This is a genomic window from Butyrivibrio sp., from assembly GCF_024699075.1.
The window spans coordinates 1-26,809 of record NZ_JAILQF010000236.1; the positions used below are offsets into that span (position 1 = coordinate 1).

At 38.3% G+C, this 26,809-nt stretch carries 22 protein-coding genes and 1 rRNA gene; 19 read left to right on the plus strand and 4 right to left on the minus strand.

What is annotated here, in order from left to right:
* The first annotated feature begins 125 nt into the window (after positions 1-125).
* The 11 genes from K6G87_RS09480 to K6G87_RS09530 all read left to right on the plus strand — a co-directional run bounded on the left by K6G87_RS09480 (position 126) and on the right by K6G87_RS09530 (position 12,425).
* A complete protein-coding gene (locus K6G87_RS09480) occupies positions 126-1,778 on the plus strand; it encodes an ABC transporter substrate-binding protein (RefSeq protein WP_296836341.1) in 1,653 nt (550 codons plus the stop codon).
* A 138-nt stretch (positions 1,779-1,916) separates the two neighbouring features.
* Positions 1,917-2,876, plus strand: coding sequence for an ABC transporter permease (locus K6G87_RS09485; protein WP_296836344.1), 960 nt, complete (start codon positions 1,917-1,919; stop codon positions 2,874-2,876).
* Between the two features lie 14 nt (positions 2,877-2,890).
* On the plus strand, positions 2,891-3,748 hold the full coding sequence (locus K6G87_RS09490) for a carbohydrate ABC transporter permease (RefSeq protein ID WP_296836345.1): 858 nt from the start codon (positions 2,891-2,893) through the stop codon (positions 3,746-3,748).
* Between the two features lie 326 nt (positions 3,749-4,074).
* Positions 4,075-4,947, plus strand: coding sequence for a hypothetical protein (locus tag K6G87_RS09495; RefSeq protein ID WP_296836348.1), 873 nt, complete (start codon positions 4,075-4,077; stop codon positions 4,945-4,947).
* A 25-nt stretch (positions 4,948-4,972) separates the two neighbouring features.
* Entirely contained in the window at positions 4,973-6,541 is a 1,569-nt protein-coding gene (locus K6G87_RS09500) for a glycosyl hydrolase family 28 protein (RefSeq protein WP_296836351.1), read from the plus strand.
* A 216-nt stretch (positions 6,542-6,757) separates the two neighbouring features.
* Positions 6,758-7,606, plus strand: a complete 849-nt coding sequence (locus tag K6G87_RS09505) for a sugar phosphate isomerase/epimerase family protein (RefSeq protein ID WP_296836353.1) — start codon at positions 6,758-6,760, stop codon at positions 7,604-7,606.
* 78 nt (positions 7,607-7,684) lie between these two features.
* Complete coding sequence (gene kduI / locus K6G87_RS09510; protein WP_296836356.1) at positions 7,685-8,551, plus strand: 5-dehydro-4-deoxy-D-glucuronate isomerase; 867 nt, start codon at positions 7,685-7,687, stop codon at positions 8,549-8,551.
* A gap of 135 nt (positions 8,552-8,686) precedes the next feature.
* Positions 8,687-9,556: a gluconate 5-dehydrogenase gene (locus K6G87_RS09515; RefSeq protein WP_296836358.1), complete on the plus strand. Its 870-nt coding sequence runs from the start codon at positions 8,687-8,689 to the stop codon at positions 9,554-9,556.
* A gap of 98 nt (positions 9,557-9,654) precedes the next feature.
* Complete coding sequence (locus K6G87_RS09520) at positions 9,655-10,299, plus strand: RpiB/LacA/LacB family sugar-phosphate isomerase (protein WP_296836361.1); 645 nt, start codon at positions 9,655-9,657, stop codon at positions 10,297-10,299.
* 109 nt (positions 10,300-10,408) lie between these two features.
* Positions 10,409-11,920 (plus strand): carbohydrate esterase family 12 protein, encoded by a 1,512-nt coding sequence (locus K6G87_RS09525; protein ID WP_296836363.1) that lies wholly within the window; start codon positions 10,409-10,411, stop codon positions 11,918-11,920.
* A gap of 73 nt (positions 11,921-11,993) precedes the next feature.
* Entirely contained in the window at positions 11,994-12,425 is a 432-nt protein-coding gene (locus K6G87_RS09530) for an HIT family protein (RefSeq protein ID WP_296836365.1), read from the plus strand.
* A gap of 82 nt (positions 12,426-12,507) precedes the next feature.
* Here K6G87_RS09530 and K6G87_RS09535 read toward each other — a convergent pair whose 3' ends face one another.
* The 3 genes from K6G87_RS09535 to K6G87_RS09545 all read right to left on the minus strand — a co-directional run bounded on the left by K6G87_RS09535 (position 12,508) and on the right by K6G87_RS09545 (position 16,841).
* On the minus strand, positions 12,508-13,593 hold the full coding sequence (locus K6G87_RS09535) for a sugar kinase (protein ID WP_296836367.1): 1,086 nt from the start codon (positions 13,591-13,593) through the stop codon (positions 12,508-12,510).
* A gap of 125 nt (positions 13,594-13,718) precedes the next feature.
* A complete protein-coding gene (locus K6G87_RS09540; protein WP_296836368.1) occupies positions 13,719-15,248 on the minus strand; it encodes a tagaturonate reductase in 1,530 nt (509 codons plus the stop codon).
* 111 nt (positions 15,249-15,359) lie between these two features.
* Positions 15,360-16,841: a UxaA family hydrolase gene (locus K6G87_RS09545; protein WP_296836371.1), complete on the minus strand. Its 1,482-nt coding sequence runs from the start codon at positions 16,839-16,841 to the stop codon at positions 15,360-15,362.
* Between the two features lie 448 nt (positions 16,842-17,289).
* On the opposite strand from K6G87_RS09545, the gene deoD reads away from it, so the two are divergent.
* The 4 genes from deoD (at position 17,290) to K6G87_RS09565 (ending at position 21,035) form a co-directional block, all read left to right on the plus strand.
* Positions 17,290-18,012: a purine-nucleoside phosphorylase gene (gene deoD, locus K6G87_RS09550; protein WP_296836372.1), complete on the plus strand. Its 723-nt coding sequence runs from the start codon at positions 17,290-17,292 to the stop codon at positions 18,010-18,012.
* A 97-nt stretch (positions 18,013-18,109) separates the two neighbouring features.
* Positions 18,110-18,730: an ABC transporter ATP-binding protein gene (locus K6G87_RS09555; RefSeq protein ID WP_296836375.1), complete on the plus strand. Its 621-nt coding sequence runs from the start codon at positions 18,110-18,112 to the stop codon at positions 18,728-18,730.
* 5 nt (positions 18,731-18,735) lie between these two features.
* Positions 18,736-19,965 carry an ABC transporter permease gene (locus tag K6G87_RS09560; protein WP_296836378.1) on the plus strand — a complete coding sequence of 410 codons (1,230 nt, stop codon included), beginning with the start codon at positions 18,736-18,738 and terminating at the stop codon, positions 19,963-19,965.
* Positions 19,938-21,035 (plus strand): hypothetical protein, encoded by a 1,098-nt coding sequence (locus K6G87_RS09565; protein ID WP_296836380.1) that lies wholly within the window; start codon positions 19,938-19,940, stop codon positions 21,033-21,035. The genes K6G87_RS09560 and K6G87_RS09565 overlap by 28 nt, the downstream gene beginning before the upstream one ends.
* Before the next feature lie 16 nt (positions 21,036-21,051).
* Here the strand turns inward: K6G87_RS09565 and K6G87_RS09570 are convergent, their stop codons facing one another.
* Entirely contained in the window at positions 21,052-22,041 is a 990-nt protein-coding gene (locus K6G87_RS09570; RefSeq protein WP_296836384.1) for a biotin--[acetyl-CoA-carboxylase] ligase, read from the minus strand.
* 264 nt (positions 22,042-22,305) lie between these two features.
* Here K6G87_RS09570 and K6G87_RS09575 point away from each other — a divergent pair, with 264 nt between their 5' ends.
* From K6G87_RS09575 to K6G87_RS09590, 4 genes are all read left to right on the plus strand, one after another.
* Complete coding sequence (locus K6G87_RS09575) at positions 22,306-23,847, plus strand: hypothetical protein (RefSeq protein ID WP_296836387.1); 1,542 nt, start codon at positions 22,306-22,308, stop codon at positions 23,845-23,847.
* A 191-nt stretch (positions 23,848-24,038) separates the two neighbouring features.
* Positions 24,039-25,232: a pyridoxal phosphate-dependent aminotransferase gene (locus tag K6G87_RS09580; RefSeq protein ID WP_296836390.1), complete on the plus strand. Its 1,194-nt coding sequence runs from the start codon at positions 24,039-24,041 to the stop codon at positions 25,230-25,232.
* Positions 25,233-25,292: 60 nt separating this feature from the next.
* Positions 25,293-26,126 (plus strand): undecaprenyl-diphosphate phosphatase, encoded by an 834-nt coding sequence (locus K6G87_RS09585; protein ID WP_296836392.1) that lies wholly within the window; start codon positions 25,293-25,295, stop codon positions 26,124-26,126.
* A 557-nt stretch (positions 26,127-26,683) separates the two neighbouring features.
* Positions 26,684-26,809 (plus strand): 16S ribosomal RNA (locus K6G87_RS09590); the annotation flags it as partial.

The window sequence follows — 26,809 nt, forward strand, 5'->3', positions numbered from 1 at the left end:
TGTTTGCATTTTTGGCAATTATTTATGAAAATATAGCTTGAAATAGTACTTCTTACATGCTAAATTAAACACATAAGTTGGTGAAAACGCTTACATTTCTATACATTTTTAAGGAGGGTAATTTTATGAAAAAGAAAGCGATATCATTGCTTCTTTCAGCAGCAATGGTAGGGGTACTCGCAGGATGCGGATCCTCAACAGAAACAGGAAGCAGTACTGGTGATTCAACACAGGCTTCAAACACTGAGAGCGGATCTTCAACAGAAGCTGGTAGTGATTATCAGCTCAGCCAGATCAACCTTGTATTCGATGGAACACTCACAGCTACAGTTGATGCAGGACAGGATGCATTCGTAGAGCAGTGGGAAGCTGCAATCGAAGAGAAGTTTGGTTATCATGTAGATCTTAATATCACACAGCTTGATCACTCTGATTATTCAGGAACAGTTTCTCGTCTCCTTACAACAGGTGAAGCTGGTGATGGAGAATATCCTGATGCTCTTATCATGAGCGCTACAATGCTCAGACAGTATCAGACAACAGGTCTTCTTTGGGATATGTCTGATGCATATGCAAATGCAGAATTCCAGTCACGTCTTACACTTACACAGATCAATGAGAATCTTAAGACTTCAGACGGAGCTCTTTACGGATTCGCTCCTACATATGGTAACGGATGTGTAACATATGTTAAGAAGGCATGGCTTGATGCAGTAGGAATGACTGAGGCTGATATCACAGATTTCGATTCTTATTACAAGATGCTTCAGGCATTCACAAATGATGATCCTGATGGAAACGGATCAGCTGGTACATACGGTGTTATCGCTGCTGGTTACGGTAAGCTTGATGAAGCTCCATACATCAACTACATGCCTGAATTCTGGCAGGATGCTTACCCTGCATTCTATCAGAACTCTGATGGTACATGGGTAGATGGTTTCACAGAGCAGGCTACAATCGATGCTCTTACAAGACTTCACCAGGGTTATGCTGATGGCGTTATCGATCCTGATACAGAGGAAGCTGGTACAAAGCAGGCTCGTGAAAAATGGTTCTCAAATGACCAGTCAACATCTTCAGGTGTATTCACATACTGGGCTGGTACATGGTATCAGAACCTTACAGATAAGCTCATTGGAAACGGTGTAGATTCTGAACTCATTGAACTTGCTCCTATCCAGGAGATCAAGGACAGCTGGGGCGGATACCTTAACAGAGAAGCTCCTGTTCTTACAATCACAGATGATGGTGATGGAGACAGCGCTCGTGAGCAGGCTATCTTCGATATCCTTTTCGATACAATGCTTGATGGCGACACAGTACAGACACTTTGGACATATGGTGCTGAAGGCGTTCACTGGTCAACAGAAGCAGAAGAGTTCACAACAAATGCTGGAACAGAAGATGCTAAGGAATACAGCTATGCAGAAGGTGAGTTCCACCTTAAGCAGTCTCCTAACGATGAGAACACAGTTTGGAAGAAGAACTTCCTTGATGCTAACCTTGTAATTGCTCCACTTACAAACGGATATGCAGATAATACAGATCTCGTTGTAGAAGGTAACCAGTTCTTCACAGAGAACTGCGTAGACGCTCCTGCAGCAGCATCTAGCGAAACTCTTACTAACTACGAAGCAGACATGGTAACAGATAAGACAACTTGGATGAACCAGGCAGTTGTAGGTGACATCACACCTGAGCAGGCTGTACAGAATTACATCGACAAGTATGGTGATGTTTCTGCTACTATTCTTGAAGAACTTAACGCTCAGTAATATCATACGACCTGAGTTGAGGTAAAAAGGCTGTAAGATTCAGAAATTCTGATCCTGCCTCGCGTTTATACGGAGGCAGGATTTTTTCTGAAAATTACACGGTGAGATTTACTGCATTATGAAAGGAAATACAAAACTATGAGTAAAAAGCAAAAGCAGGCTGATCTTGCTCTTGAAGGCGTAGTTAAAAACAAGAAGCCTCTCGGACAGAGAATGTGGAACTCAAGAGGATATTACCTCATGTTCCTCCCTGTATTCATCTTTGTTATTATCATGTACTACTGGCCAATGCTTGGTGTAAGATATTCTTTCTACAGCTATAAGCTTAAGAGTATCGAATGGGTAGGCCTTGAGAATTTCCAGACTATGTTTGCAAAAGCAGAATTCTGGTCAGCTCTTAAAAACACATTAATTATTTCAATCGCAAAACTTCTTATCAATACATTTGCCGCAGTTATAATTTCTGTATTTCTTAATGAAATGGGCAATATCGTCGCTAAGAAGGCATTCCAGACAGTTATATATCTTCCACACTTCATGTCATATGCGGTTGTGGCAGCTATCTTTACACTTTTCTTATCCAATTCATCCACAGGTTTCATTAATGAGACTTTAAAAGAATGGGGAGTTATTTCAACAAGTATCGACTTCCTTCACTCTACAAAAATGTGGAGACCAATATTCTATTTGATCAATATGTGGAAGGAAACAGGTTGGGGAACAGTTATTTTCCTTGCAACTCTTGCCGGAATCAATCCTGAGATTTATGAAGCAGCAGATATTGATGGTGCTTCAAGACTTCAGAAGATCTGGTATGTAACTGTACCTGAACTTGCTAATACAATCATTATCGTACTTATTCTTAACGTAGCTAAGGTTCTTAACATTTTCGAGCCTGTATTCGTTCTTTATAACTCACGTGTATATGATGTAGCAGATGTTATCTCCACTTACATATATCGTCAGACATTCCTGCAGTTCATTCCTGATTACGGCTATACTACTGCGGTTGGTTTGTTTAAATCAGTAGTTGGTTGTATTCTCATGTTACTTAGTAACTATGCAAGTAAAAAAGTCCGCGGACGCGGTATTATTTAAGGAGGACGCGGAAGATGGCAAAAGCAAAATTACATAAGAAGTCAGGCATACATGTATTTGATGTTGTCAACTATCTTATATTTATAATCATTTCACTTATCATTATCATTCCGCTTTGGAAGGTTGTAGTTGATTCATTCAACGCTGTTGGTATTTACCAGTTCAAACTCTGGCCTACACAGCCAACATTTGATGGATATAAGACAATTTTCCAGACATCCAAGCTCTACCTTCCATTCTGGAACTCAGTTTGGACTACAATAGTAGGAACACTTGTTGGTCTTGTTATGGCAACACTTGGTGGTTATGTACTTAACCAGTATGACATGCCCGGAAGAACATTTTTCTCATATTTCCTTCTTGTAACTATGATCTTCTCCGGTGGTCTTATTCCTGAATACCTTGTTATGAAACAGCTCGGTCTTGTTAATAACACATGGATCCTTGTTTTCAAACATGGTATGAACGTATATAACCTTGTACTTATGAAGAACTTCTTCGAAGGAATTCCTGGTTCACTTTATGAAGCAGCTAAGATTGATGGTTGCAGCCCTATGGGAATCTTCTTCAAGATAGTACTTCCTCTTTCCAAGGCAGCACTTGCATCAATCGGACTTATGTTCGCTGTTACTGTTTGGAACGATTATAGTACAGTTCAGATTTATATTACTGACACTAAGTTCGTTAACTTCCAGTATCAGCTCAGAGTTATGATCATGGATGGTGATACTCCGACGACACAATACAACGTAGCACAGGAAACTCTTTACTATGCAGCGATCGTATGTGCTATCCTTCCATTCATGGCAGCATATCCTTTCCTTCAGGATTTCTTTGTAAAGGGTGTAAATGTTGGTGCGGTTAAGGAGTAATCCTGGCATCATATTAAGATTTTGTTTTATTCATATGCCTGATTATTATAAACAGGCAAGGTAATTCGATATTATCGGCAGTATCAGTTTAAAAGCTGTTACTCATAGTCGGAAAGGCGAAAGAGCTGCAAGGTTCTTTCGCCTTTTTGTTATTGAATCTGCAAATTGCATGGAAAGTAACTTATTTAACTTACAAAAAAATTTGTAATATTGCTCAAAAAATAGTTAGAAATTTTGTATCGTCAAACCACATAAAAACGTGTATAATACTTATAAATGTAAGTACTTACATGCTTATTTTTTCGGCTTTGGGAGAATATTTGATAATGAGATGTGAAACACATGAAAAGCTTATTGGCATAGCTAAGAATTATATCAGTAATGCGCCTTTGGATGTTGATATACCTGTAGTTGATCATGCATATGTATTAAACGGATGTGTATGCATGTACAAAATGACCAAGGATAAAGCTTATTTTGACTATGTAATACGATACTTGGATTCAGTTATCATGCAAAAAGAAAAGTTTCTTGATAAGACTTATGATAATGATGAAAATGGTCTTTCTTTATTTGATATAGGTATTATGAGTGACTTTGCTTTTGACGAAACAGGTGAAGACAAATATAAAGAATTTTCTGGCCTGATCTATAAAAAGCTTTCTAAGTTTCTAAAGTCCGATGATAGCAGCGTTAAGGCTTCAAGTCTTAAGAATTTCCAGAACTATATGCCTTTCTACACTGATTACGAAACAAGATGGAACAAGAAGAACGGATATAATGATATCTGTGACAGATTCAGAGATGCATTTGAACTGGTTAATAATGATAAAGAAAGAAGTATAGGTCTTTCAGATAAGATCCTTTTTCTGAAATCTGTTGTTGATTGCCTAAGCGTACTTAGTATTCAGATATATGAAGATTACAGGCTTTTGGAAGATATCTTAAGACAGGGTATTGAAAAACTGTTCTTTAAGAATGAGGACTTTGAAAAGGTACTTGAACTTGAAGATAAAGATATTATCATTTCTGCATATATTCTTTTAAAAAGTATACAAGAAGGTCATATATCATCAGAAAAGTATAAGGCTCTGGCTGATTCATTATTTGAAAAAGCATTTGATCCTGAAGAGAATTCTGATCATAAAGATGCTGGATATACAGGGGCTCTTATGATGGCAACAGCCTTTAGTAAATAAGGAAAAGTAAGTAAAAGAGGTCGACATGGCATTTAATATTATTAGAACCGGCGCACGTTTTATTGTTCTTAAGATAGATGATGGCGGTAAATACAATACAATAAATAAATATGACTATGAGATAATTCCAAAGGGTAATGGGATAATTCCAAGACCTGAAACAGTTAAGGGTACAACAGATCGCTGTATAAGTCTTATTACAGGTCTTTATCCAGATATGGAATACGAAATAAAGTTTGGCAGTGAGTATGAATCAGACAATATATCTTTTCATACAGGGACTGAGACTGCAACAATGAATGTTATGGATTTCGGAGCTGTATGCGACGGAGTTCACGATGATACCATTGCCATTCAGACTGCAATAAACGTATGTCCAAATGATGGAAGAGTACTTATTCCGTCCGGCAAATATGCTGTAACAGCTCTTTTTATAAAAGGACATATAAATATTGAAATTGCAGAAGGCGCTGAGCTTATAGGCACCAAGGATAAGACAAAGCTTCCAATCCTTCCGGGAATTGTAAGAAGCTATGATGAAAAAGATGAATATAACTTTGCAAGCTGGGAAGGCAATCCGCTTCGCCAGTATGCTTCAATGATAACCGGATTTGAAGCTCATAACTGCACAATTTATGGTCATGGAACCCTGAATGGTAATGCAGGTTTTGAAGACTGGTGGAAGATTGATAAAGAGCATTTTACAGTTGCAAGACCTAATATGTTCTTTGTAAATAGTTGTAGTGATATTATGCTTGCGGGACTCCTTATTAAGCAGTCACCTTGCTGGACACTTCATCCTTATTTTTCCAAAAATATAGATGTAATAGATGTAAAGATTGAAAATCCCTGGAACTCGCCAAATACTGACGGATTCGATCCAGAGTCATGCGATGGCATGAATGTTCTTGGTGTTCACTTCTCACTTGGCGATGACTGTATTGCAATAAAGTCCGGCAAGATATATATGGGAAGAAAGCATAAACTTCCATCTTCCAATATGCTTGTGGCACACTGCCTTATGGAATCAGGCCACGGTGCTGTAACTGTCGGATCTGAGATTGCAGGTGGTGTTAATAATGTAAAGGTTAAGGATTGCCTGTTCCATAATACAGACAGAGGATTAAGGATCAAGACAAGACGAGGAAGAGGCAAAGATTCTGTTCTTGATAACATAGTTTTTGAAGATATAGAGATGGATCATGTACTTACTCCTTTTGTAGTTAACAGCTTTTATTTCTGCGATCCAGACGGTAAGACTGATTATGTTCAGTCAAGGCAGGAACTTCCAAAGGATGACAGAACTCCTTCAATAGGACATCTTGTATTCAGAAATATAAATGCGGTTGATACTGAGTATGCAGCCGGATATTATCTGGGACTTCCTGAGTCTCCAATTGAGGAGATCCTGATGGAGAATGTAAAAGTCAGATATAAAAAGGAGGCAGGAGCAGGTCAGCCGGCTATGTCTAATGGCGTTCCGGATACCAGCAAAGCCGGAATATATGCTGAAAATGTCCAAAATCTTATCCTTAATAATGTGGATATAGAAGGTCAGGATGGAGATGCCCTTGTAAGAAAGGGAATTCAGTAATAATAGTTTTTTGGATTCTTATTATTGAAATGGTCGTTTTTGCATGATATTTGTTCCATAAGGCGAAACAGTGTTTCAGAATTTATGCTAAAGTAAATATGGGGTTTTATTAAATAATATGACTTAAGAGTCAAAAGTATTAGTAAAAGAGCCTTGTGTATAGTAGTAATGTCATCTTATAGACATGCTATACAAGGCTACAGAGAGGAGAAGGTTATGATCGAACTTGGACTTAGATTCCATGATTCTGCGGAAGTTCCCTTTGAAGAGAGACTTAAAAATATCAGAAATCAGGGTTTTTCCTGTGTGCATATTGCTCTTTCCAAAGTTAAGGATATTCCATCATCCGTAGAAGCACTTACTCCAGGCTATGCAATGTGGCTTAAGAAGAAGTTTGCAGCCGCAGATCTTGATGTTGCGGTAATCGGATGCTACAAGAATCTGGCTAATCCATCTAAGGATAAACTTAAGGCAATTCAGGAAGAATATATGGCAAATCTCAGATTTGCTTCAATTCTTGGAGCCGGAGTTGTGGGAACAGAAACAGGTATGCCTAATGAAGATTATCATTATGAACCTGAAGCAACCAAATCTGATGAGGCACTCAAAATATTTATTGATGGTCTAAAGCCTGTAGTTAAGTATGCTGAGAGCGTAGGTCAGATAATAGCGATTGAGCCTGTATGGCGTCATATTGTATCAACACCTGAAAGAGCAAGGATCGTACTTGATCAGATAGAATCACCAAATCTTCAGATCATATTTGATCCAGTTAATCTTATATCACCATATGAGTACGATAAGAGAAATGAGACTATAGCAAGAACTATAGACATTCTTGGCAAAGATATTGCAATGATCCATCTCAAAGACTGCAGACTTGATGCAAATGAAGTTAAATCTATGGGATGCGGACTTGGCGATATGGATTATTCTGAGATTGTCAAATTTGCTCTTACAAGAAAAGATCATATTCATGCAACACTTGAAGATACGAAACCTGATAGTGCAGAAGTATCAAGAAGATGTATTGAAGGATATGAAAATAAGTTTTTGAATAAATAATTATCAGTTTAAGTATAGTATCGCAAAATAATATTTTTATTATAAAAAGTATTATCGGGTAAGGAGGTTTTACAAGAAATGGAACTTAGAACAGCGGCATCACCAAGAGATGTCAAACATTACGACACAAAAAGACTCAGAGAAGAATTTCTCGTTGAAAAGGTATTCTTTGAAGATGAGATTAAGCTTGTATACAGCCATATAGACCGTATCATTTTTGGCGGAGCAATGCCTGTAAACAAGGAGCTTAAGCTTGAAGCAGGTGACGAGCTTCGTGCTCAGTACTTCCTTGAGAGAAGAGAACTTGGAATCATCAACATCGGTGGTGACGGAACAGTTACAGCTGATGGAGAGGTTTATGAGATCGCAGCACGCGATGGAATGTACATCGGTAAGGGTACAAAGGATATCGTATTTGCATCAAAGGATGCATCTAATCCTGCAAAGTTCTATATGTGCTCAGGACCTGCACATATGACATATCCTACAAAGCGAATTCTTAAGGATTCTAAGGCTGAGAAAGAATATGATGTAGAGATCAAGGCTGAGAACAAGAAGGAACTTGGAACAATGGAAGATGCCAACCATCGTACAATCAACAAGTACATCCTTCCGGGTCAGGTTGAGTCCTGCCAGCTTGAAATGGGTATGACACACCTTGAGCCAGGTAGTGTTTGGAATACAATGCCTTGTCATACACATGACCGTCGTATGGAAGTATATCTTTACTTCGATATGCCTGAAGATGCATTTGTAACACACTATATGGGTGAACCTCAGGAGACAAGACATATCATCATGCGTAATGAGCAGGCTGTAATATCACCAAGCTGGTCAATTCATGCAGGATCAGGTTCAAGAAACTACACCTTCATCTGGGGAATGGTTGGAGAAAATCAGGACTTCGACGATATGGATGAAGTAAGAATGCAGGATCTTCTGTAATCGTCATATATCAAATGTATATAACTCCTATCTTTAAATAAAGGTGGGAAAAGAAAATGAATAAATAGGGAAGTTCTTTGTGCCTATTAAAATAAACTAACATAAATAGTACATATCAAAACGGAGGAAAAAATTATGAGTAACATTCTTGACAAGTTCTCTCTTAAGGGAAAGGTTGCATGGATCACAGGCGCTTCATATGGTCTTGGTCTTGCTTATGCTAAAGCTTATGCTGAGGCAGGTGCTAAAATCGTATTCAACGATATCAAACAGGAGCTTGTAGACAGAGGATATGAAGAATACAAGAAGCTTGGTATCGAAGTATACGGCGCAGTATGTGACGTTACTAACGAAGAGCAGGTTCAGAAGTTCGTAGCTGATGTTAAGGAGAAGGTTGGTTCAATCGATATCCTTGTTAACAATGCTGGTATCATCAAGAGAATCCCTATGCACGAGATGAGCATTGGCGAGTGGAACGCTGTTATCAACGTAGACCTTACAGGTCCATTCATCTGCTCTAAGGCAGTTCTTCCTGATATGATGGAGAAGAAGTCAGGTAAGATCATCAATGCATGTTCAATGATGTCAGAGTTTGGCCGTGAGACAGTTTCAGCTTATGCTGCAGCTAAGGGCGGTCTTAAGATGCTCACAAGAAACATCTGTTCTGAGTATGGTCAGTACAACATCCAGTGTAATGCAATCGGACCTGGTTACATTGCAACTCCTCAGACAGCTCCTCTTCGTGAGAAACAGGCTGATGGATCAATGGCTCCATTCGATCGTTTCATCCGTAGTAAGACACCTGCACAGAGATGGGGACACACAGAAGATCTTATGGGACTTGCAGTATTCCTTGCTTCTCCTGCTTCTGATTTCATCAATGGTCAGGTTGTATATATTGATGGTGGTATCTCTGCTTACATCGGACAGGATCCTGCAAACCTTGACGAATCAAAGTTTGCTGATGAAGTAGAAGAGCAGCCAGATGTAAAGGTTAATGACTGATCTAAGTAAAATGACGTAATAGTCTAAAGAAATAGTACATCACAGGCGGACTGGTTTTAAGTTCGCCTGCTTTGTTTAAAACAAATTGGAGGGTAAATATGAAGATCGCACTTATAAACGAGAATTCACAGGCAGCCAAGAATGCAGTTATTTATAATGCACTTAAGAAGGTTGCTGACAGCAAGGGTTTTGAAGTAGTTAATTACGGTATGTACTCAGCTGATGATGCAGCTCAGCTTACATATGTACAGAATGGTATTCTTGCTGCAACACTTTTAAACAGTGGCGCTGCAGATTTCGTAGTAACAGGATGTGGAACAGGTGAAGGAGCAATGCTTGCACTTAATTCATTCCCTGGTGTTATCTGCGGACATGTTGAGACACCTCTTGATGCATACACATTTGCACAGATCAATGATGGTAATGCTGTATCACTTCCATTTGCTCTTGGATTTGGCTGGGGCGGAGATCTTAACCTTGAATATATCTTTGAAAAGCTCTGGTCAGAGCCATTTGGTGGCGGATATCCTAAGGAAAGAGTAGTACCTGAGCAGAGAAATAAGAAGATCCTTGATGAAGTTAAGAAAGTAACTTATGTTCAGGATATGTCAGTTATCCTTAAAGGTCTTGATCAGGAACTTGTAAAGGGAGCTTTTGCAGGTGAGAAGTTTGCAGAGAACTTCTTCAAAGATTGCAAGGATGAGAAGATCGCAGCAACAGTTAAAGAGATAATTGGCTGCTGATAATATAGAACCGGTAAACTTAAAACAGTGACTGATAATTCCCGGCCTTAATCCGGCCGGGAAATTATTTGATATTTATAACAGTACAGCCGGACAATAAGGAGTAGAGTTGACTAAGGAATATAAATCAACCTTATGGGTTGTCGGAGATAGTACGGTTTCAAGCTTCAATGATAAATACTATATGCCAAGAGTAGGCTGGGGAGCTGCACTATATCTGTATTTTAAAGATGATCTGAGGATCATGAATCTTGCAATATCAGGTACCAGCTCCAAGAGCTTTAGAGTAACCGATAATTACAGGACTTTTATAGATGGTATAACCGAGGGCGATTTTCTTATTATAGGCTTTGGCCACAATGATGAGAAAAGAGGAGATGCGACATTTACATCAGCAAGTGGTGATAAGAATACAGGAGGATCTTTTGCCAACAGTTTATACGAATACTATATTAAACCTGCAAATGATAAAGGTGCGTCAGTGGTACTTGCTACTCCTATTGCAAGAAGAGATAAAACTTGTAAATATGAAGATGACTTCGTTCATGTAACATCTGACGGTGACTATGCCAAGGCAGTAAGGGATCTTGGCGGAGACCTTGGGATTCCTGTATGTGACCTTACAAGACAGACAGTTGACATAGCACTTAAAGTAGACAGGGATGATGATCCTATTAATGATACCTTGATGATGCATGCAAGAACGGGATCCAGAGAGATATGCGTGGATGAGACTCATACAAGTTTGTACGGAGCAGCTGTTAATGCCTATCTTGTTGCAAATGATATAAAGAAAAGCTCATCGCTTCTTTCATCATATCTTAAGGACGAGTATTCAGATCCTATAGATAATGCCGGATACTGGGTAGATAAGTCTATCAATAAAGAGTATAAGGATCCTGTGTATGTACGACCTGACAAGGGAAGCAGTTACTGGCCCAAAGCATATGATACAAATGGTAATGTATGGTATGGAACCTGCTTTGGAGACTTAAGCGGAACTGTTAGAGACAACAAAGATTTTACATTAAAAAATGAAGATGGAAGATTTTTCATCTCTGCCGGTAATACCAGGAATAATGGCAAGATATCAAGTAAATCAGACGGTATCGCGATGTATTATGTCAGAGTTCCTGTTTCAAAGAGCTTTAGATTAAGTGCTGATATAACGCTTGAAAGCTTTAATAAAGCAGGTGGGCCGAGCGATTTTACTGCATATGGCCTTATGGTAAGAGATGATATTTATATAGATCAGGTTACTGGAGAACTGCTTGGAGACTATGTTTGCGCAGGAGTACTTTTCAATTCATTATATCCATTGGGAAGTAATACCTTTGCAAGGAAAAGCGGAGAGCTTGACGTAGAAGGTGGAAAGCTTAACAAAGAGCCTTCAGCAGGTGATACAAGACATATGATAATTGAGTCTACAAGAGACGGCTATAAAGCACAGATTGAAGGCTATGAAGCAGTAACAGCCGGCTATGACTATACGCTTACAGCCGTTGACCCGGAATATGTCTATGTTGGAATATTTGCTGCAAGAGCTATTGCTATAAGTGCAGACAATGTATGCCTCGAAATTGACGACAAGATATGTAAAGATCATGACTGTTATAGGTAAATATATTTTAAAAATATATAAAAGATATGGACGAATAGAATACTGATACAACGTCCTATAGGAAAGGAATAATATGTCAGAGATTAAAAAAGATGTAAACTGTGGTTATTGTATGAGAGATGAGCACCTTGATGCTTTCGGAATCTATATTTGTGATCTTTCCGTAAGCTCACTTATTCTTTTTAAGGAGCAGAGCCATCCCGGCCGCTGCATAGTAGCATACAAGGATCATGTAAGTGAGATGGTTGATATTTCAGATGAAGACAGAACAGCATTTTTTGCTGATGTAAACAGAGCTTCAAAGGCTATCCATAAAGCCTTTAATCCTGATAAGGTCAACTACGGTGCATATGCTGATACAGGCTGTCACCTTCACATGCACCTTGTTCCCAAGTACAAGGATGAATTTGAATGGAATACAACTTTTGAGATGAATCCTCAGAAGAAATTCCTTACAGATGATGAATACAAAGAAATGATCGAGAAGATCAAAGCTGCACTGTAAAAACTTGTCGCACAGAACATCAAAGCTCTGTGCGACAAATTTTTTAACCAAATATAAAATTGAGGGTAAATTTATATCAAACTTAACGTTTAATATCGTAGTTCATATTCATCATATTTCTTATTGTGTCAGCATTATCTGTTATGTTGGCATCGCCTCTTATAGTATGCTTGATAACTGATGATGCAACTGCGAAGTTGATCATCTCATCTGCATCATATCCCTTCATCATTGCATAGATAAGTCCGCTTGCAAATGCGTCACCGCCACCTACTCTGTCTAGAATATTAAAGGTGAAGAGCTTTGATTCTGTAGTCTCGCCGTTATACCACATGTAAGCCTTTAAGCTGTTCTCAGAACCTGAGTGGGCATAACGAACATGTCTTGCGATACATTTGATGTTAGGATACTTTTCTACAAAATGTCTGAATATCTGATCCTGTTCTTTGAAAGAAGGCTGGAGCGGAACTCCATCTTTCCAGTCGCCCTTATTATGATCTTCATCATCTTTATAAAGGTGATATGGTTCAATTCCAAACAATACGTCAACATATGGAAGACACAGCGTACAGAAATCTCTTGCTTCTTCCCAGGTCCAAAGTGTTGAACGAAAGTTTCCATCAAAACTTACTGTGATATTCTTTTCTTTGGCTACCTTAAGGCAGCTTAAGATAAAATCACCGCAGCTTTTAGAAAGAGCAGGAGTTATTCCTGATAAATGAAGCCAGTCAAAATCATTAAGCAGTGCATCTATATCGACTTTACTAAAATCATACTCACTAAATGCAGAATGTTTACGATCATATATTACCTGACTTGGTCTTATTCCGTATCCTGTTTCCAGATAGTAAGTACCAAGCCTGTGTGTTGGTGTCTCCAAAGGAGTTGTCAGGATTATAGGAGTGCAGTGTACGTCGTTACTCCTTAACATTCTGACCGCTGATTTACCAAGACTATTATCAGGTACTACTGTAAAAAATGTCGAATCGATTCCCAGATTTGCAAGTGCCAGTGCAATATTAGCTTCGCTTCCGCCATAGCTTGCATCGAAGCTTGTAGCAACTCTTATCTTGTCATAGTTAGGAGGTGTAAGGCGGAGCATAACTTCGCCTATTGTTATAAATTTAGGGGAATCAATATTTCTTAAAAGCGGATTACTGTGTTCCATGTTTGTCCTTACATTCTTTGTGAAAAGAGTTAAGGAGATTAAAATTTATATCCGTAATTTTAATCTCCTTATTATGTTTACGCCGCAAATAAATGATCAAATATTAACTTTGATTTATGAATAGTTTAGTTAAGGCAGGATTTCATTACTTCGTATGCGCCTTTTTCTTCGATCATCTTAGCATATTTTACAACAGCTTCTTCGAATCCTTCAACCTTTGTAAGATCTTCGCCCCAGAAATCTGTATTTGTAAGAACTGCATGTGTAAGTGCATTTACATCATCATTTCTGTGCTCATAGTAGAACTCGAGGATTGATCTGTCATCGCTTATTACATACTCATTTGGTCCGCCAACTACAGGAGTTACAGCTGGATTTGGACGAACTGCTTCAAGTCCCTTATCTGTAAGCTCTTTGCCCTGATGATAGAACATCTCATAGAAGGCAAAAGATGCAGTAATACAAGCAGGAAGCTTTCCAAACTTCTCAACATAGCCCTTGAAAGAAGGCATAACTCTTGCTTTCCACTTTGATGTAGAGTTAAGAGTGATTGAAAGAAGCTGGTGATCAACATAAGGGTTAGCAAAACGATCTGTTACATCTGAAGCGAACTGCTTGCAGTCGTTAGGATCAAGTGTAAGTGTAGGAATAACTTCATCATAGAGAAGCTTATCCATGAATCCGTGAATTATCTCATCATGCATACAGTCACGAACGATATTTTCACCGGCAAGGTAAGCACCAAGTACGAAAGAAGTATGAGCTCCGTTAAGAATACGAACCTTTCTCTGCTTGTAAGGCTTGTGGTCATCACAGATAAGGATTGGAAGATTAGCCTTTTCTACCGGGAATTCATCCTTGATAGACTGAGGTCCTTCAATAACCCAGAAACCGAATACTTCACCAACATCTACAAGATCATCATGATATCCGTTCTCTTCTTCAATCTTCTTAACTTCTTCTGCGTCTCTGATACGACCTGGAACGATACGGTCTACAAGTGTAGAGCAGATGATGTTCTCTTCATCGATCCACTTCTTGAAGTCTTCTCCAAGATTCCACTGATCTGCATACTGAAGAAGGCACTTCTTAAGCTCTTTACCATTGTTATCGATAAGCTCACATGAAAGGATGATAAAACCCTTACCCTTTACATTACCGAACTTCTGGAAACGTCTGTACATAAACTGGCAAAGCTTTCCCGGATATGAAGCAGCAGGCTTGTCTTCAAACTTACATGAAGGATCATACTGGATACCAGCTTCTGTTGTATTACATGTAATGAATCTAAGCTCCGGGTTATCAGCACATTCCATAAGAGCTTCGAACTCTGCATATGGATCTATGCAGCGGGATACGCATGAGATAACTCTCTTTTTGTTAACAGCCTGACCATTCTCCTGACCACGAAGGTAAAGAGTATAAAGGCCATCCTGATTGTTGATCATGTCATGAACCATAGGAGCAGCGATAGGCTGTACAAGAACAACCTTTGAATTAAAGCCTGCCTTTTCGTTCATAAGATCGATGAAGTAATCAACGAATGCACGAAGAAAGTTTCCTTCACCAAACTGAAGTACTCTTTCAGGAGCATCCTCTAAAAGATATCCATCATATCCATTTTCTTTGAGTGTATTGTAGCTTAACGTTTTCATTTTTTTCCCTCTTTCTTATATGTTAATAGAAATAATATGTTCGTAATGATTTATAGAGCTTTTAAGTTTTATAAATCCTGATCCACAAAACTTATGACTTAAAAATAAGTCTTAAAGTGTTACACCCTGTTTGAAGATTGCAAGATCGTGATAACCGGCATTTTCTGACTTAACCTCTTTGCCTGAAGCAACTTCAAGGACATATTCGAAAAGCTTTTCAGATAAGCCCTTAACTGTGTCTGTCTCAACGATCGTTCCGCAGTTGAAATCGATCCAGTTCTTTTTCTTATTGTAAAGAGCATTATTGGTTGAAATCTTAACTGTAGGAACAGGGCTTGCAAAAGGTGTTCCTCTTCCTGTTGTAAAAAGAATTATCTGTGCGCCGGATGCTGCAAGTGCTGTTGAAGCAACAAGATCATTGCCGGGAGCAGAGAGAAGGTTAAGCCCCTTTTCTTTGACAGGCTCTGCATATTTAAGAACTCCCTTGACAGGAGCGCTTCCTGACTTCTGAGTGCATCCGTTGGACTTATCTTCAAGAGTTGAGATTCCGCCGGCCTTATTTCCGGGTGATGGATTCTCATAAATTGTCTGATTGTGTGCCTTGAAATAGTTCTTGAAGTCGTTGATAAGACTAACTGTCTGATCAAAGAGAGCTTCGTTTGCACACCTGTTCATGAGCTGCTGCTCAGCACCGAACATCTCAGGTACTTCTGTAAGAATAGTAGTTCCGCCTTTGCCGATGAGGATATCAGAAAAGCCGCCAACTGTTGGATTGGCTGTGATTCCGGAAAGACCGTCGGAACCTCCGCATTTCATGCCGATTATAAGATCCTTGGCATTGCACTTTTCTCTCTTAAATGTCTTAACATATTCTGCAAGATCTGAGAGGATATCAAGAGCATCGCTTACTTCATCTTCTGAATTCTGACCTACGAGGAATCTGATCCTCTTTTCATCATAGTCGCCAAGATAAGGCTTAAGAACATCTATATTTGAGTTCTCGCAGCCAAGACCAAGAACGAGGACGCCGCCTGCGTTTGGATGTCTTATAAGATCTGCGAGCACTTCTCTTGTATTCTCCTGATCATCGCCCATCTGGGAGCATCCATAAGGATGATTGAAAGCAAATATTGATTCAAGGGTTCCGCCTACAAGTGACTGAGCCTGCTGTTCAATTGCTTTTGCAACTGAGTTCATGCAGCCTACTGTAGGGATGATCCATATTTCATTTCTTACGCCGACTTTACCGTCTGATCTTTTGAATCCGTCAAAAAATCTTTCCTCTGTTTCTTCAACAGTAGGATTAACGGGATTGTAGCTGTATTCAAGAAGTTCTCCTAAAGCAGTCTTTATATTGTGAGTGTGAACCCAACTGCCTTTTTCGATATCTTCTTTGGCAATACCGATCTGGTTGCCGTATTTAATTATTGCATCACCTTCTTTTAAACTTGTGAGTGCAAATTTGTGTCCCTGGGGAATATCCTGAATAAGAGTGACTGATAAGTCGCCAAGATCGATAGTCTTATCCTTTGAAAGAGGTGTCAGAGCAACTGCCACATTGTCTGCATCATTAATTCTTATATATTCTTTCATAAAATTTTTCCTTTGTCTGTAAAAAAAGATAATGTAAGCTCTTACATAAAATATAAAACCCTTACATTTAAATGTCAAGAAGATTATCTGTTTTCATGCCATGAAAGGACTTGAACAAATGGTAGAAAAATAAAGATTTTAAGCCTGTGTTCGAACACCATTTGTAAGAGTTTACAAAAATAGGATAAAAAAACTGTGCATTTTTAAGGAGCTTGAAAATTCTTTATTAACTGCCTGCGATATCAAATTTGCAAGGGGATGGCATAGGTATATATTGTGAAGTTTGAATTATTTATAAAGTGCGAAGTATGAGTTATAATAGTGAATTGTAAATCGCATTTGATTGATTTAGAACTATATCTGTATAAAATTCATTTGCGATTCTTAAAATCAGTAAAGTAGTAATTTACCATGTAAATAAACATACAGGTTTTTTAGGAGGAATATTATGAGTACACCACACAATCGCGCAGAAAAGGGAGATTTTGCAAAGACAGTTCTTATGCCGGGAGATCCGCTCAGAGCTAAATATATCGCAGAAACATTTCTTGAAAATCCAAAACTTGTTAATGATGTAAGAAATATGCTTGGATATACAGGAACATATAAAGGAGTCCCTGTTTCAGTAATGGCTTCAGGTATGGGTATGCCAAGTATAGGTATCTATTCTTATGAGCTTTATAAATTCTATGATGTTGAGAATATCATAAGAGTTGGCTCAGCAGGAGCCTACACAGCTGATGTGGATCTTCTTGATGTTGTTCTTGCAAGCAAGGCTTATAGCCAGTCAAGCTATGCCAAGATGCAGGGCGGCGCAGATTCAGAGCTTATGTATCCTGACAAGGATCTTAACAAGGTTATTGCAGAATCTGCTAAAGAGTCAGGAATCAAGGTTTTGGAAGCACCTATACATTCAGGTGATGTGTTCTATTATCAGGACGGATATAGCAAATTCAAAGATATCAATAAGGAGCAGGGCTGTGTATGCGTTGAGATGGAGAGCTATGCTCTTTTCCATAATGCAAATGTCCTTTCAAAGCATGCAGCATGTCTTCTTACAATTTCAGACAGCCTTGTAACAGCAAAGGAGACTACAGCCAAGGAGCGTGAGACAAGCTTTAACGATATGATAAGGGTTGCTCTTGAAGCTGCAGCAAAGCTTGATGCCTGATATTTAATGAGGTTTACATTGGCCTCGCTGCTAAAATAGTGGCAGCGAGGCTTTTTTCTTAGATAAGAGCCCGTGTAAAGGGCAGACGGAGAATAGCATGCTTTTAGTAAGAGATATAACAAGAGCATATGGACGCAATAAGGTCTTAAAAGGGATCTCATTTGATGCAAAGCCTGGCGATCAGATAGCGATCATCGGAAGAAACGGAAGCGGTAAGTCTACTTTTCTTAGGATCCTTGCGGGTATAGATAAGCCTGCAAGTGGCACCATATCCTTTTGGGGTAACAGATCAGATGTAAAGAAGTCTGTTTTCAGGCAGTTCACTGGCTATCTTCCCCAGGACAATCCTCTTCTTGATGAACTGAGCGTCCAGGACAATATCAGCCTTTGGAGCGGCCAAAGGGGAAGGCCTTCAGATGAACTTATTGCCGAGTTTTATCTTGATGATATTTTGAAAAAGAAAGTTTCGCAGCTTTCAGGCGGCATGAAAAGGCGAGTTGCCATCGCCTGCGCATGTGTAGGTAATCCTCCTGTTCTTATCATGGATGAGCCTACGGCTTCACTTGATATTTATTACAAAAAAGAGATCCGTACCTGGATGAAGACTTTCAGAGAAGGTAACGGAATCATAGTTGTAGCAACGCATGATGAACTTGAAATGAATGACAGCACCAAGGTTTTTAGTATGGAAAATGGTGTGCTTACACAAAGACGATAATATTTATGAGCAAAAATTACCTTCGTGAATATATACGAATTGAATATAAAAGGATGCTGAAAAGCTTTGGACACATGCTGCTGTCGATAATGGTGATGGCCCTTGTCATAGGACTTGGGATGGCCGGAATCGGTTTTATTATGACGCATCTGACGGATTATGAAAAAGTCACTGTAGCAATGGTCCTTCCTGAAAGTGATGAGACAGATACTTTAAGGGCGCTTTCTACCCTGATACAGATGCAGGAAAGCGTTGATGAGATCGCTACCTTTACCTATCTTTCAAGGCAGGAAGCAGAAGAAGGAATTAAAGATGGCAGTATACAGGCTGCGATAATCCTTGGAGATACATTTATTAATGATGTCATGACAGGAATAAATACACCTGCCATAGTCCTTCTTCCTTCTGATACAGAGCTTAATACAGAGGTTTTCCATGAAGAAGTCAGAAATGGAATATCCCTTATAAGAACTGGAGAAGCCGGTATATATTCTGTTACAGATACATGGATATCGGGCTATGAGATGGTTATATCAAGAAGTGATATGGAGAATCTTCTTACAGATCTTTTTACAAGTAAGGCCCTTGACAGAAGCGGAGTTATAGATGAATTTTCTGTATCAGCATTTGGTGAAGATAGTATTATGCAGTATTATGTTGCTTCAGGTTATGCAATGATACTTCTTTTTTTCGGACTTATGTTTGGTAATCTCTATGCAGGCAATGACATAACAGTAAGGAAGAAGCTTAGAGTTAACGGTCTTGGTGCTGTAAAGACGGGTATTGTAAGAATACTTGTTATGACAAGCATGGTATTTATAATATCAATAATGATGATATGTATGATTTTGATATATACTAAAGTTTCGGGTATTTCCCTGGGATTTTATTTTGAACCAGCGATAATACCGGGACTTTTACTTATAGCATTTTCGCTTTCAGGATTCTTTCATTTCATATATTCCCTTTCAAATATTGAAGCTCAGAATGCTATGATACTAATTCTTAGTGCTATCCTTATGGCTTTTATGTCAGGATGCATTTTTCCAATGGCTTTTTTGCCGGAAGCATTTCAAAAGGCAGGTATGCTTATGCCTATGAGAATGTGGAGAACTGGCCTTTCACAGATACTTTTTTCATATCAGTCTTTTGAAAACGTCATGTGGCTATTTATTATAGGACTTATATTCGGAACAGGAGGTATCATATGTCAGATAAGAAAAATACACTCCTGAGACGAGACAGAACATGGTTTTTACTTCTTCTTAAAAGGCAGCTTTTAAGGCCTTTTCTCTGGGTTATCGCTGCCTTTATGGTTCTTGCAGTTGTTTCATTTTATTATGTAACAGCGCCTGATGCCAATAATAAAAGGGTTGTACTTTACAATGAAAACGAATCAAGTGATGCAGAAGATTACAGTAATATGCTTATTGACAGCCTGATAGCAGCTTCTGACATGGATGATACTATTTTTGAATTTGAGCGTGTACAAAGCTATGAGGAACTTATAGAAGAAGTTACAAGTGGAAGAAGTGAATGCGGTTTTATCATAACTGATGATTTTGATGAGAAAATAGTTGTTTGCGATACCGATGACCTTATTGTATACGTAAGATCTAATTATACCAATAAGGGCGAAGTTGCCAAGGAAACCGTATTTGCAGAATTCTTTGAGATATATGGACGTATTCTTATTATAGATGAGCAGGAAGAAATCTTCGGAACTGATGATACGAAGCTCATGGAAGCGCTTATAAGTGATTATGACAGGCTTCTTGTAGGAGATGAAGTTTTTAACGCAGACTATCAGACTATAGAAGGTAATGTTGTTCCATCCGGTGAAAAGAAGATGCAGTCTTTAAGAGGACTTGTAATGATACTTATCACAATGGAGCTCTTACTTGGTGGAAGCGAGAAATTTTATGGAACAGCAGGGAAAGTTTCAAAAGCCCTGCCCTCTAAAGAAAGAACACGGTTTGAAGTCCTTATGCAGATTACAGGAATAATAATTCCGGCTATGGTTGGATTTGTCCTTATAAGAATACTCGATCCATCAATAGCTATTGCACCTGATATTGTTTTATATCTGATTTTTGTACTAATAGCCGTGATATGGACATATATATTTGGAAAGCTGATGAATAATGGCATAAGCTATATGGCCTGGATACTGACCCTTCTTATAGCTCAGTTTATTATCTGCCCTGTATGGAAAGATCTTGCAGAATATGTGCCATCCATGAAGCTTATATCATATCTTTTCCCTGCAGGAGCCTACCTTAGAATACTGAATTTATTTGCATGAAAAAATGGGCAGATTCTTAATATATTTCTTTAATACTGCCCTTACCTGGTTCTAATCGGAAATCCTTATTGCCTTCGTAGTCGATAACAAGTCTGCAGCTATCATCTATTGAAGTGATATGAGCCTTATATTTTTTATTATTCATTTCAAGAAGGATATCTTTACCTATAATAAGAGAATATTTTCTGTAATCATTAAGGAAACCCTCGTGGTTTCCTTTTTTGAATTCTTCATAATATTCAAAAAAGTAGTTTATATAAAATGCCGGGATCATGCTTCCTGCATCACTTTGATAGTCATCAAAAAGAGCTCCTGCAATATCAGAAATATCTTTTGGAAAACCGTCTTTGGGAGGATAGAGATTAACGCCGCATCCAGTTATACAAAAGTTTAAAAGACCGCTCTCAAGATCAAGAGCTCCCTCAGTTAAGATCCCGCAGATTTTTTTATCATTTAGAAAAAGATCATTAGCCCACTTGATCCCTACATCCTTGCCGGATACTTCTCTTAATGCTCTGCACATGGCAGCAGCGCTCATGCAGGTTATAAATCCCGTATCCTGCTGGGTTAAGTCTAAAGGCCTTAATAGAAGGCTTAAATATATACCGGAACCATAAGGAGAATAGAAGGTATGTCCCTTGTGGCCGCGGCCTAGACTTTGCTGTCTTGAAAGTATCACAAGGCCCTCGTTATAGCCCTGAAGAGCATACTGATAAGCTAGAGAATTTGTAGAGCTTGTCTCTTTAAGAACTACTATGTCTATATTTTCCATAGGAAGTGTAAGATAACTTCTTATCTTTTTTTCATCAAATACATCATTGTTACTACTAAGACAATAGCCTTTATTGGTAACAGCATCTATAAGATATCCTTCATTTTGAAGGGCTTTTATATTTTTCCATACTCCTGCTCGTGAGATTCCAATAGATGAGGCGAGCTCTTCTCCTGAAATATATGAACCTTTATTTGAAGTTAATAGTTCAAGAATCTTTTCTTTTGCAGACATAGATATGCTTCCTTATATGTTGGTATATTGACTTTTACATAATAGCAAAATGAGTACAAAATTACCATTTTTGGCAAAAAAATGCATTTCGTCGCATAAATTTGTCGTTTCGTCGGATTTGTTTGAAATACAATGAAAATTATTATAGAATTACAAACGTGACATTAATATAAAAATGAAAGTTTTGAAAAAGGGGATTTTTTTAAAACTCGAATTATCAGCTTCAAAGGTAATTTAATCATTATTCATTAGAGGAGGAATATTATGAAATTCGATCCAATGACAGGTCAGCCTATTCCTGAAGGAAATGAGCAGCCTAAATTTGATCCGGCTACAGGTAAGCCGGTACAGCAGCCACAGAACGGACCAAGCTTTGATCCGATGACAGGCCAGCCTGTAAACAACACTCAGAACGGACCAAGCTTTGATCCAATGACAGGTCAGCCTGTTAATCAGACACCTTATCAGGGTCAGTCCTTTGGAAATGTTCCAAATACTCCACAGGAACCTAAAAAGAAAACTGCATTATATCTTGGAATTGGAGCAGTAGCACTTGTTGCTCTTCTTGTTATCTTACTTGTAGTTAAGGTTGCAGGAATGTTTGGTTCACCTTCAACTAAGATTGAAAAGGCTCTTATTAACACATTCAAGGAGTCATCAGTTATGGATACATCTGTTCTTACAGAATCTGCTGATGATCTTCAGGTGGATGTTGAATTTAGCGGTAAAGCCGATGGCGTTAATGTTGATGCAAACATAAACTATGCAAAGACCAAGAAGGAAATGTCTTTAACCGGTGATATCGGAGTAAGCGTTGTTTCTATGGACTTTAATTTTTATATGAATCAGTCTAAAGTTTGTTTTGACATGAACGGACTTAGCAGCCCTATCTATTATGATTTTACAAAAGAGAAAGATGGTGATCTTGAAGATCTTCTTGACGGAGCAGTTACATTTGATCAGATCGACACAGTCCTTAAGACTCTGGCAGATTCAGACAGCCTTGTAAGTGATATCAAAAAAGCTAATTCAAAAGCACTTGCTACTCTTGAGTTCGAAAAAGTAGATTCAGAAAAATTCGAAGTTAATGGCAAAGATGTTAAATGTAGCGGATATGTAACAACACTTGATAAGGATGCTGTTGAAGCAATTCTTGAAGAGTACAAGACAGCTCTTGATAATCATGAAGAGATCGTAGAGCTTGTTGAGGAACTCTCAGGTACAGATCTCGAAGATATGATCGAGCAGATCACAGATGATATTACTGATGAAGCTGAAGTTGATATCACATTCTATCTTTATAAAAACCAGATAGCTGCTATTATATTAGAGGAAAAGGGCGGAGATGAAATAGAAATCCTTTTCGAAGGTGGAAGCTTCCCTACTCAGAACATGAAAGTTAAGTCCGGTAAAGAGACTGTATATGAAGTTAAGGGTGAAGAGGAAGATGGAGTAATCACTCAGGAAGTTTATCAGTACGGCGAGAAGACAAGTAAGATGGAATATGATAAGAACTCAGGAGAGATATCATTAACATATTCTGATGATTATTCAGGTTCTCTGACTATTTCAGGTACTTATGAAAAGACTAAGGGCGGCTTCACACTTGAGTTTGATGATATAGAGTATGATACATATTCTTACTATGCATCAGATCTTGAAGACTTCAAGCTTACAATTGCAGTTACAAAGGGTGCTAACATCGAAAAGGTTGATACTGAAGATGCTTTAGACCTTGGTAATGCTGATGAAGATGAGCTTATGGAATTTGCAGAAGATGTTGCATCATTATTCGGCGGATTCTGATAATTAAAATAACATGTTAAAATAAATCAAGTGATCCCTCCAGGGAAGATTATGGATTTATCCAAAATCTATCCGGGAGGGATTTTATTGTATAAATATGTTAATATAAATCTGTTGTGTCAAAACAGACAATGATTTTTTGAGACAAATAATTTTTTTATAATAAATCCGGGGAATGGGAGGAGCTTAAAATGATCAATCAGGAATACAAAGCAATGCTTGGAGCCAAAAATGTAATCAGAAATCTAGCAGAATATGCATCTTCAAGAGGAAAGGAAATCGGATATGAAAATGTATTTGATTTTTCTCTTGGAAATCCATCAGTACCTGCACCAATCCAGTTTACAGATACTATGATCCATATGCTTGAGGACGAAAGCCCTATGAAGCTTCATGGTTATAGTCCTACACTTGGAGATCCATCATATAAAGAAGCAATTGCTGCATCTTTGAACAGAAGATTTGGTATGAGCTATACAGCTGATCATATATTTCCTACGACAGGTGCTGCCGGTGCTATAGCACATGCTGTAAGAGCAGTGACAAAGCCTGGCGATACAGTTCTTACTATTGCACCTTTTTTCCCTGAATATATGCCATATATAGAAGGCGCAGGATGCAAGCTTAAGGTTGTTCCTGCAAATACTGAGACATTCCAGATCAATACAGATGCTTTTGAAGAAATGCTTACAAGTGACGTAATGGCAGTTCTTATAAATACACCTAATAATCCGTCCGGAATAGCTTATTCGACAGCTACTCTTGAATTTCTTGCCAAAACTATGACAAGGAAAGCAGAAGAGTTTGGACATCCCATATATCTTTTATCAGATGAGCCATACAGAGAGATTATATTTAAGGGTGCTGATGCTCCATATGTTTCAAAATTTTACAAAAACACTCTTTCATGTTACTCTTTTTCGAAGGCTTTATCACTTCCCGGAGAAAGAATTGGCTATATAGCAGTTAATCCGGAAGCTGACGATGCTGACTATATAGTTCCTATGTGTGGTCAGATATCAAGAGGAATAGGACATAACTGTCCTCCGTCCATAATACAGCAGGCTGTTGGCAGAGTATGTGATATGACTTCAGATCTCTCAGTATACGAGACCAACATGAACATCATCTATGACACTCTTGTAGATATAGGATTTACTGTAGTAAAGCCGGGAGGAACATTTTATATTCTTCCAAAGGCACTTGAGGATGATTCTGTTGCATTTTGCAATAAGGCTAAGGATTATGACCTTATACTGGTTCCTGCTGATAATTTTGGTGCACCTGGATTCTTCAGAATGGCTTATTGCATTGACACCGAAAAAGTTGAGCGCGCTATGCCAAAACTCAGACAGTTTGCCAAAGAAGTATACGGTCTCGGATAATAGCTTTTCTCAATACAGCTTTAGTGATAAAGAAAAAAATAAGTAATTGAGAGGTAGAAAATGTTAGACGTAATCAAGGCAGTTTTATACGGTATCGTTGAAGGAATAACAGAGTGGCTTCCTGTTAGTTCTACAGGACATATGATCCTTTTGGACGAATTTGTCAAAATGGATGTTTCAGCAGATTTCTGGAATATGTTTCTTGTAGTAATACAGCTTGGAGCAATACTTGCAGTTGTACTTCTTTACTGGAATCAGATTTTTCCATGGGATTTTAGTCAAGAAGCCAGGAAAGAACATAGAGTTAACAAGAAGGAAATATGGATGCTATGGGCTAAGATACTTGTAGCCTGTATTCCGGCAGCAGTAGTAGGTCTCATACTTGATGACTGGATCGATGAACACCTGTATAATGGTTATGTTGTAGCAACAATGCTAATCCTTTTCGGTATTCTTTTTATTATTGTCGAGAACAAGAACAAAGGAAAAGAACCGGTTATAAAGACACTTGATGATATAGATTTTAAGACAGCGTTTATAATAGGATTGTTTCAGCTTATAGCAGCAATGTTTCCAGGAACTTCAAGAAGTGGTTCTACTATAGTAGGAGCTCTTATGATCGGTGTATCCAGAACAGTTGCAGCTGAATTCACATTCTTTTTGGCCATTCCTGTAATGTTTGGCGCCAGCCTTCTTAAGATCGTCAAATTTGGACTTGCCTTCAGTGCATCAGAAATTGCAATACTTCTTACTGGTATGGTTGTAGCATTCATTGTATCCGTAATTGTAATTAAGTTCCTTATGAACTATATAAGAAAGCATGACTTCAAGGTATTTGGATGGTACAGAATAATACTTGGAGCGATCGTGCTCATATATTTCTTTTTTAAATAATCAGGCATAAAATGCGGATCTAAGGACTCTGGAAAGCATAAGCTTAAAGGGACTTGTAGATCCGCTTTTTAATTGGCGTCTGTCCGGTAACAAAAGAATATGATTTTTTGATATGATTTTTTTGAAATTTTTAAAAAAGTTATTGCATTCATACTAAGTGGATGATATACTAAATAACGCCCGCTTGAGAGAAGTTTGTTCTTTCAAAAAGCGAGAAAAATAAATAAAAAAAGTTCTTGACAAACCAAAGACAACGAGTTAAGATATAACACGTTGCGGCGGACAAAAGCCAAGACAAAAGAGCTTCTAAAGCTACTAAATAGAAGCACTTAAAGCACTTTGACAACTTAACAGTAATGCAACCCTGAAAATTCCAGTTCTTCTTTTTGGAAGAACAGAATGTTCAGAAGAACAAAAACCAAAAGTAAATTTTTGATGGTTTAGCCACCATCAAGCTGTTATGAGAATAACAGTGGAGCAGAATTATTCTGATTTAAGTCAGTGTAATTCTGAACCAGAAAGAAATCTCAAGGAAATCATTTATGATTTTCGTTTTTAAAACTGAGAGTTCGATCCTGGCTCAGGATGAACGCTGGCGGCGTGCCTAACACATGCAAGTCGAACGGAGTTATTCGCTGATGAAGCTTCGGCAGAATCTTGAATAACTTAGTGGCGGACGGGTG

Coding starts and splice junctions, on each gene's coding strand:
- K6G87_RS09480 (WP_296836341.1), top strand. CDS start 126: ATGAAAAAGAAAGCGATATCATTGCTTCTTTCAGCAGCAATGGTAGGG.
- K6G87_RS09485 (WP_296836344.1), top strand. CDS start 1,917: ATGAGTAAAAAGCAAAAGCAGGCTGATCTTGCTCTTGAAGGCGTAGTT.
- K6G87_RS09490 (WP_296836345.1), top strand. CDS start 2,891: ATGGCAAAAGCAAAATTACATAAGAAGTCAGGCATACATGTATTTGAT.
- K6G87_RS09495 (WP_296836348.1), top strand. CDS start 4,075: ATGAGATGTGAAACACATGAAAAGCTTATTGGCATAGCTAAGAATTAT.
- K6G87_RS09500 (WP_296836351.1), top strand. CDS start 4,973: ATGGCATTTAATATTATTAGAACCGGCGCACGTTTTATTGTTCTTAAG.
- K6G87_RS09505 (WP_296836353.1), top strand. CDS start 6,758: ATGATCGAACTTGGACTTAGATTCCATGATTCTGCGGAAGTTCCCTTT.
- kduI (WP_296836356.1), top strand. CDS start 7,685: ATGGAACTTAGAACAGCGGCATCACCAAGAGATGTCAAACATTACGAC.
- K6G87_RS09515 (WP_296836358.1), top strand. CDS start 8,687: ATGAGTAACATTCTTGACAAGTTCTCTCTTAAGGGAAAGGTTGCATGG.
- K6G87_RS09520 (WP_296836361.1), top strand. CDS start 9,655: ATGAAGATCGCACTTATAAACGAGAATTCACAGGCAGCCAAGAATGCA.
- K6G87_RS09530 (WP_296836365.1), top strand. CDS start 11,994: ATGTCAGAGATTAAAAAAGATGTAAACTGTGGTTATTGTATGAGAGAT.
- K6G87_RS09535 (WP_296836367.1), bottom strand. CDS start 13,593: ATGGAACACAGTAATCCGCTTTTAAGAAATATTGATTCCCCTAAATTT.
- K6G87_RS09540 (WP_296836368.1), bottom strand. CDS start 15,248: ATGAAAACGTTAAGCTACAATACACTCAAAGAAAATGGATATGATGGA.
- K6G87_RS09545 (WP_296836371.1), bottom strand. CDS start 16,841: ATGAAAGAATATATAAGAATTAATGATGCAGACAATGTGGCAGTTGCT.
- deoD (WP_296836372.1), top strand. CDS start 17,290: ATGAGTACACCACACAATCGCGCAGAAAAGGGAGATTTTGCAAAGACA.
- K6G87_RS09555 (WP_296836375.1), top strand. CDS start 18,110: ATGCTTTTAGTAAGAGATATAACAAGAGCATATGGACGCAATAAGGTC.
- K6G87_RS09560 (WP_296836378.1), top strand. CDS start 18,736: ATGAGCAAAAATTACCTTCGTGAATATATACGAATTGAATATAAAAGG.
- K6G87_RS09565 (WP_296836380.1), top strand. CDS start 19,938: ATGTCAGATAAGAAAAATACACTCCTGAGACGAGACAGAACATGGTTT.
- K6G87_RS09570 (WP_296836384.1), bottom strand. CDS start 22,041: ATGTCTGCAAAAGAAAAGATTCTTGAACTATTAACTTCAAATAAAGGT.
- K6G87_RS09575 (WP_296836387.1), top strand. CDS start 22,306: ATGAAATTCGATCCAATGACAGGTCAGCCTATTCCTGAAGGAAATGAG.
- K6G87_RS09580 (WP_296836390.1), top strand. CDS start 24,039: ATGATCAATCAGGAATACAAAGCAATGCTTGGAGCCAAAAATGTAATC.
- K6G87_RS09585 (WP_296836392.1), top strand. CDS start 25,293: ATGTTAGACGTAATCAAGGCAGTTTTATACGGTATCGTTGAAGGAATA.